This window comes from uncultured Friedmanniella sp. (assembly GCF_964244285.1).
GTDB lineage: Bacteria > Actinomycetota > Actinomycetes > Propionibacteriales > Propionibacteriaceae > Microlunatus.
The window spans coordinates 23,388-29,954 of the sequence record NZ_CAXTHT010000017.1 but is presented as its reverse complement, the minus strand read 5'-3'; the positions used below and the strand labels follow the sequence as shown (position 1 = coordinate 29,954).

The window sequence follows — 6,567 nt, the reverse complement described above, 5'->3', positions numbered from 1 at the left end:
CCACACCATCGGGGGTTGGGGTGACGACGAAGATTCTTCGGCGCTGGTTGGCGCTGGCGTTGGCGGGGTTGGCGGTGGTTGGGTCGGTGGTGCTGACGGCCGGGCCGAGCTATGCGTCTGACAGCGCCAAGGTGTACGTGGTGCAGGGGCTGCCCGGCCAGACGGTGGACGTGGCCGTCGACGGGCACGTGGTGGCGCGGGCGGTCAAGACGGCTGCGGTGGTCGGACCAATCGCGGTCAAGCCCGGCAGTCGCAAGGTGACCTTCTCCGACGACGGCAAGGTGCTGCTCGAACGGATGTTCTCGGTCAAGGCGAAGTCGAGCTGGGACGTCGTGGTCCACCTGCCGGCGGCGTCCAAGAGCAAGCCGGCCGTGACCGTGTTCCGGAACGACACCTCGGCCGTGCCCGCCGGCAAGGCGGACCTGGTGGTGGCGCACACCGCCCAGGTCGCTCCCGCGGACATCCGCGTGGACGGCAAGGTGCTCTTCAAGAACGTGGCGAACGGCCAGTCGTTGAACCTGGTGGTACCGGTGCAGACGTACAAGGTGGCCATCGTGCCGGCCGGCAAGGCCAAGCCTGTCCTGCTCGGTCCGGTCGACCTGACGGTCAAGGGTGGCGCGCTCAACCGCGTCTACGCACTGGGCAACCCGGCGGACAACACGATGAACGTCGCGGTGCACGTCATCGACACCGGCACCAGCGGCTCCAAGAAGCCGCAGCGGGTGGACACCGGGACGGGCGGCCAGGCCGTCGGGCTGAAGTCGCTCGCGTCGTTCTGGCGTTGAGGCGCGGCCGGCTCGCCGGGGCCGCGGTCGTGCTGGCCTTCGGGCTGGCGGGCTGCGGCAGCCCGGTGACGCCGGGTTCGGCCGGTCTGCCGGAACCAGCCGCGTCCACGCCCTCCAGCGTCCCGAGCTCGACCGCGCCGCCCGAGCCGGTACCCAGCGCACGCGTGGGCGCGGCTGCCCCCAGCACCCGGGTCCGGTTCGTCCCGACCTCGGTCGTGCTGTCGGGTGGCGCCACGGCGGTGGTGGAGCCGGCAGCGACGGTGGGCGGTGAGCTGAAGGTGCCCGAGAACGTCCAGCACGTCGGGTGGTGGGACGGTAGCGCCGAGGCCGGTGACCCGTTCGGGACCACGGTGATCGCGGGTCACGTCGACTCCGCGACCGAGGGTCTCGGCTTCTTCTCCCGGCTGCTGGCGGTCAAGAAGGGCCAGGTGGTCACCGTCACGCACGGTCACCACCGCGCCCGCTACCGCGTCACGTCGGTCAAGACGGTCAAGAAGCAGGCGCTGGCCACCTCGAGCTCGGCCTTCGACCAGCTGGGCGACCACCGCCTGGTGCTGATCACCTGTGGCGGGGCCTACCGGGCCGACCGGGGCGGCTACGACAGCAACGTCGTCGTCACCGCCGCGCCGCTCGGTCCGGCTCGCTAGCTCCGGCTCGGTTGTCCCGCCCGAGCTGCAGTTAGCTGCTCGCCTCGGCGCTGACGGGGTCGGACGACCCGCCGCCACCGGAGCGACGGCGACGACGCCGACGCTTGGGCGCGTCACCGGACTCGACCGACTCGACGACCGTCGGGGCCTCCGAGGATGCGGGGGCGGTGCCGGTCCCGGCCTCGGTACCTTCGGTCTGGCCACCGTTGCGGGTACGGCTGCGCTTGCGGGGCTGGCCCGAACGCTGGGCCCGACGCTCCTCCCAGCTGGGGCCGCTGCCACGCTCGGCCCGGACCGGCGCCGGCGGCTCGTTGATCCGGCCCTTGGCGCTGCGGTCGATGCCGAGGTCGTGGAAGAGGTGCTCGGAGGTGGAGTAGGTCTCCTCCGGCTCCTCGAACGGCAGCCCGAGGGTGTTGTTGATGACCTTCCACCGCGTCCGGTCTGCCCAGTCCACGAAGGTGATGGCGATGCCAGACGCCCCGGCGCGCCCGGTCCGACCGATCCGGTGCACGTAGGTCTTGTCGTCCTCGGGGCACTCGTAGTTGATCACGTGGGTGACGTCGGTGACGTCGATCCCGCGGGCCGCCACGTCGGTGGCCACGAGCACGTCGGCCTCGCCGCTGCGGAAGCGCTTCAGCGCCTTCTCCCGCAGCACCTGGGACAGGTCACCGTGGATGGAGGTGGCGCTGAACCCGCGCTCGGCCAGGTCGTCGGAGACCCGCTGCGCCGACCGCTTGGTGCGGCAGAAGATCATCACCCGGTTGCGGTTCTCGGCCTGCAGGATGCGGGCCACCACCTCGGGCTTGTCGAGGTCGTGCGCCTGGTAGACGAACTGGGCCGTCGCCGGGACGGTGGTGGAATCCTCCGCGGACTCGGCCCGGATGTTCACCGGGTGCCGCAGGTGGCGGCGGGCCAGGGTGACGATCGCGGACGGCATGGTCGCGGAGAACAGCATGGTCTGCCGGAGCTCGGGAGTCTTGGCCAGGATCCGCTCGACATCGGGCAGGAAGCCCAGGTCGAGCATCTCGTCGGCCTCGTCCAGCACCAGGACCTTGATGTGGCTCAGGTCCAGCGCGCGACGGTCGGCCAGGTCGAGCAGCCGCCCGGGCGTGCCGACGACCACCTCGACGCCGGACTTCAGCGCGTCCAGCTGGGGCTCGTAGCCCATCCCGCCGTACAGCGTGACCACGCGGGCCTTGCGCTGCGCGGCCGCGACGGACATGTCCTTGCTCACCTGGCTGGCCAGCTCACGGGTCGGCGCGACGATCAGGGCCTGCGGGGCACCCGGCTTGGACAGGGACTCGAAGTCGCGCTCCTCCGGCACCACGATCCGCTGCAGCATCGGGATGCCGAAGGCGAGCGTCTTGCCCGTACCCGTCCGCGCCTGACCGATCATGTCGGTGCCCGTGAGGGCGATCGGGATGGCCATCGACTGGATCGGGAACGGGTGCACGATGCCGACCTCGCTGAGCGCGTCGACGATGGTGTCGAGCACGCCGAGGTCGGCGAAGGTCTGCTGGAGCACCGGCTTGGGGATGGTCACCGCGTCGATGTCGGACTGGTCGGTGCTGGACTGGGGGTCGAGCTCGCTCGGGTCGAGCTGCTCGAACGTGTCGCTGGTCAGGATGGTCGCCTTCGCTTGCGGAGATCGGACGGTCACACCTGGTCCGCCCGCCCTCGAGGGGGAGCGGTGCCGCGGGCGCTCCGGCCACCCGGCTAGACCACCGCTGCGGCGCTCACCGACGGTGCTGCGAGCCACGCTGGAGCGCGGCACCACGAACCTCAGGCAAGAACCAGGGACGCATCACCTGATGCGTTCATGGACTATCCTACCTGGTCGCGCCCGTTCGACCGCACTCGTCGACCCGACCGGCGCCGCCGTACTGGTTAGGCTGCGACGGTGGAGCACGCCGAGGAGGACCCGACGGAGCCGGACCTGACCCTCGCGGACGACCCCGACGCGGCGTATCGACGGGGTGCGCTGGACCTGCTCGGCATCCTCGCTTACGGGGCGCTGGCCGCCTTCGACCGGCTGGCGGAGGACGCACGGCTGGCTCCGACGCTGGCCGACAAGGCGTCCCTGGCCTCTATGGCGGCCCACCAGGTCACGCACTTCGAACGCGTCGGTGCGCGGCTGGCCGAGTTCGACGTCGACGTGATGACGGCAATGAAGCCGTTCCACGAGCCGTTCAACACCTTCCACGACCACACCCGCCCGAAGGACTGGCTGGAGGGCCTGGTCAAGGCCTACGTCGGCGACGGGATCGGGGCCGACTTCTACCGCGAGGTGGCGGCGTTCGTGGACGCCGACACCCGGGCCCTGGTGCACGAGGTGCTGGCCGACGAGGGCCACGCCGACTTCGTGGTCGAGCACGTCCGGGCCGCGATCAAGGCGCAGCCCCGCGTGGCCGGCCGGCTCGCGCTGTGGGGCCGACGCCTGGTGGGGGAGGCCCTCAGCCAGGCCCAGCGGGTCGCCGCCGACCGCGAGGCGCTGACGAGCCTGCTGACCGGGACGGTCGACCGTCCCGGCCTCGACCTGGCCGCGGTCAGCCGGATGTTCTCGCGGCTGATCGAGAACCACACCCGCCGGATGGCGGCGCTGGGGCTGCAGGCCTGAGCGCCGGTCGTCACCGGGTCGAGGGCGGGTCAGAGAGAGCCGAAGCCCACCTTGCGAGCGTGCTCCTCGCCCAGGTCGACGTAGGCGATCTTGGAGGAGGGGATGAGCACCCGGCGGCCCCGCTCGTCGGTGACGGTGAAGACGCCCTCGCTGCCGATGGCCTCGGCGAAGGCCCGCTCGACGGCGGCGGCGGTCTCGGTGGTCTCCACCACGACCTCGCGGTTGACGTGCTGGATGCCGACCTTGATCTCCACAGATCCTCCTGAATCTCCTCGACGGCCCGTCCGGGCCGTCGAGCTCGCCTCCACCGTGCCACATCGCCCCGCCGGAGGCCGAACCTGTTCGCCCACAGCGTTCGCGGCGCCCGACCACGGCGCTGGCCAGGCCGGGTCAGGTCAGGGTGGCGCGTTCCTCCTCCGTCGCCGTGCGGATGACCAGTCGGGTCCAGGCCCCGACGTAGACCCGGTCGTCGGACTTCAGCTCGTGCTTGGTGCCGACCGGAACGGGGTCCTTCGGCAGCGTCCCGCTGGCCGGCCCCGCGAAGGTGCCGTTGGCCGAGTCGAGGTCCTCGACCCACCAGCGCGAGCCGTCGGTGGTGAGCTGGCTCTGGCGCCGGCTGACCCCGGTGTCGCTCTCGCAGTCGACGTCGGGGTGGATGTTGCGGCTGACCGAGGTCCGGCCGACCAGCAGCGAGCGGCCCCGCAACGGCCGGACCACCGGGGCCCCGGCCGAGGGCAGTGAGTCCGGGCTCTCCTGAGCGGCGTACCAGGCCGGGTCGATCCAGACCTCGACGACCCAGGAGAAGTCGCCCTCGGGCGTCGTGGCTGCTTTCGCCGCCTCCGGCACCGGCGGGGCGGCCTCGGGCGGCGGTGCGGCCTCGGGCGGCGGTGACGCTGCGTCGGGCGGGACCAGCGCCTCCGGTGGGTCCAGCGGCCGCGGCATGCTGCCGGTGGTGAAGTCGTAGCCGCAGGCCTCGCAGAAGAGCGCGTCGGTGGCGTTCGCGGTCCCGCAGCTGGGGCAGGCCTGGGTGCCGGTCGCCGCAGCCGGGGCCGGGCCGCCGGATACGGCAGGGGTCGCTCCCGCCTCCGCGAGGGGGGCACCGCAGACGTCGCAGTAGTCGGTCGCCGACGAGGGATGGCCGTTCGGGCAGGTAGCCATCTCAGCCACGCACCCGCGTGGTCTTCGTCGAGGCGGTGTCCAGCGCCATCTCGTCGGCGCGCTCGACAGCGCGCTTGAGCCGGACCGTTCCGGTGTCCTGGTCGTCGATGTCGACCACCTTGCGGAGCCGGCTGGTGGCCTCCTCGTTCCCGGTGGCCGCAGCCAGCTGGACCGCGCGGCCGAGCTTGGTGGTCGCGGTCTCCACGTCACCGGCGGCCTTGGCCGCCAGCCCCTGCTGGATCGCGTCGGCCAGCTCGGTCTGCCCGGTGTAGTGGGCCACGGCCGGGTTGATCCGGGTGGTGAGGGAGTCGTCGTCGGACCAGCGGGCCTTGACCAGCCCGGAGGCGACGACCTGGTCGCCGACCGCCAGCTGCACCCGGGCACCCAGCTGCTCCTGGCCGATCGCCTTGGCCGACAGCCGGACGGCCACGTGGTAGTCGCGCGACTCGTCGCCCCACGAGCCCGTCGGGTAGCCGCCGGTCAGCGGGTTGACCGTCACGCGACGGGCGGTCAGGTCCTCCACGGTGGGGGAGACCTGTCGGACGAACAGCACCTGCGCGCCCTGCGGCGCCCAGACCCGGAGCTGCGCCTCGGCCACGCCGCGGCTCATCGACTGCTGCATCAGGGCGGCGAACACCGGTCGCATCTGCGCTGCGTCGGGGATGATGTCGACGGTCCCGAGCAGCGCCTGGGCGATCCGGCGGACCTCCTCGACCTGCCAGTCGACGCCGACGCCGCGGCAGTCGCACTGGAAGCGGCCGGTGACCGCGGCGATCGCGGCGCTCAGCTGCTGCGGGGTCTCGTTGTGGTTCTCACCGTCGGTGAGCAGGATCGCGTGCCGCTGCGCGAGCTGGGGGACCGAGTCGAACAGCCGACCGGCCAGCGTCAGCCAGGTGCCCATCGCCGTGCCGCCGTCGGCTCGGAACTGGGCGATCGCCTGGTGGGCGGCGTAGCGGGCGCCGGGGTCCATCCGGACCATCCCGGCCCCCGTCCGTACCGGGGGAAAGGCGAGGTAGGCCTGGTGGGTGCCGGCCACCACGGCGAAGATCGTGCCGTCGAGGATCTGGTCGACCGCGGCGGACGCGGCGAGCTTCGCGGCTTCGAGCTTGGTCCGGCCCATGGAGCCGGAGGTGTCGACGATGATGATCTCCCCGGCGTCACCCGACCCGGCCTGACCGGCCGCTCCGGCACCCGAGCAGGTCAGCGTCACGATGGCGTTGACGTCGGTGCCGCCGTCGGGCAGGAACTCGTTCTGGTAGACGCTGGCGCTGAACTCTGCCATGGCGCTGGGGTCCTCCGTCGTCGCTGGTCGGGTCCGGTTCAGTATCACCTACCGGAGGCGCCATCTGGCCCGCGGTCA

General features: G+C 72.0%; 7 protein-coding genes. 3 read left to right on the top strand and 4 right to left on the bottom strand.

The window, feature by feature from the left end; all coding sequences use genetic code 11:
* Both ACFE7W_RS20085 and ACFE7W_RS20080 read left to right on the top strand, forming a co-directional pair.
* The coding region (locus ACFE7W_RS20085) for a DUF4397 domain-containing protein (RefSeq protein WP_375426604.1) at positions 1-785 on the top strand (785 nt) is incomplete at its 5' end.
* Positions 782-1,432 (top strand): class F sortase, encoded by a 651-nt coding sequence (locus ACFE7W_RS20080; RefSeq protein WP_375426603.1) that lies wholly within the window; start codon positions 782-784, stop codon positions 1,430-1,432. The genes ACFE7W_RS20085 and ACFE7W_RS20080, both read left to right, overlap by 4 nt.
* A 31-nt stretch (positions 1,433-1,463) precedes the next feature.
* On the opposite strand, the gene ACFE7W_RS20075 is transcribed toward ACFE7W_RS20080, so the two are convergent.
* Positions 1,464-2,861, bottom strand: coding sequence for a DEAD/DEAH box helicase (locus ACFE7W_RS20075; protein ID WP_375426606.1), 1,398 nt, complete (start codon positions 2,859-2,861; stop codon positions 1,464-1,466).
* 471 nt (positions 2,862-3,332) lie between these two features.
* Here ACFE7W_RS20075 and ACFE7W_RS20070 point away from each other — a divergent pair, with 471 nt between their 5' ends.
* Positions 3,333-4,049, top strand: a complete 717-nt coding sequence (locus tag ACFE7W_RS20070) for a ferritin-like fold-containing protein (protein WP_375426602.1) — start codon at positions 3,333-3,335, stop codon at positions 4,047-4,049.
* 29 nt (positions 4,050-4,078) lie between these two features.
* Here ACFE7W_RS20070 and ACFE7W_RS20065 read toward each other — a convergent pair whose 3' ends face one another.
* The 3 genes from ACFE7W_RS20065 to ACFE7W_RS20055 all read right to left on the bottom strand — a co-directional run bounded on the left by ACFE7W_RS20065 (position 4,079) and on the right by ACFE7W_RS20055 (position 6,489).
* Positions 4,079-4,303 carry a DUF3107 domain-containing protein gene (locus ACFE7W_RS20065; RefSeq protein ID WP_375426601.1) on the bottom strand — a complete coding sequence of 75 codons (225 nt, stop codon included), beginning with the start codon at positions 4,301-4,303 and terminating at the stop codon, positions 4,079-4,081.
* Positions 4,304-4,439: 136 nt separating this feature from the next.
* Complete coding sequence (locus tag ACFE7W_RS20060; RefSeq protein WP_375426605.1) at positions 4,440-5,207, bottom strand: FHA domain-containing protein; 768 nt, start codon at positions 5,205-5,207, stop codon at positions 4,440-4,442.
* A 1-nt stretch (position 5,208) separates the two neighbouring features.
* Positions 5,209-6,489, bottom strand: a complete 1,281-nt coding sequence (locus ACFE7W_RS20055) for a VWA domain-containing protein (protein WP_375426600.1) — start codon at positions 6,487-6,489, stop codon at positions 5,209-5,211.
* Between the last annotated feature and the right edge of the window lie 78 nt (positions 6,490-6,567).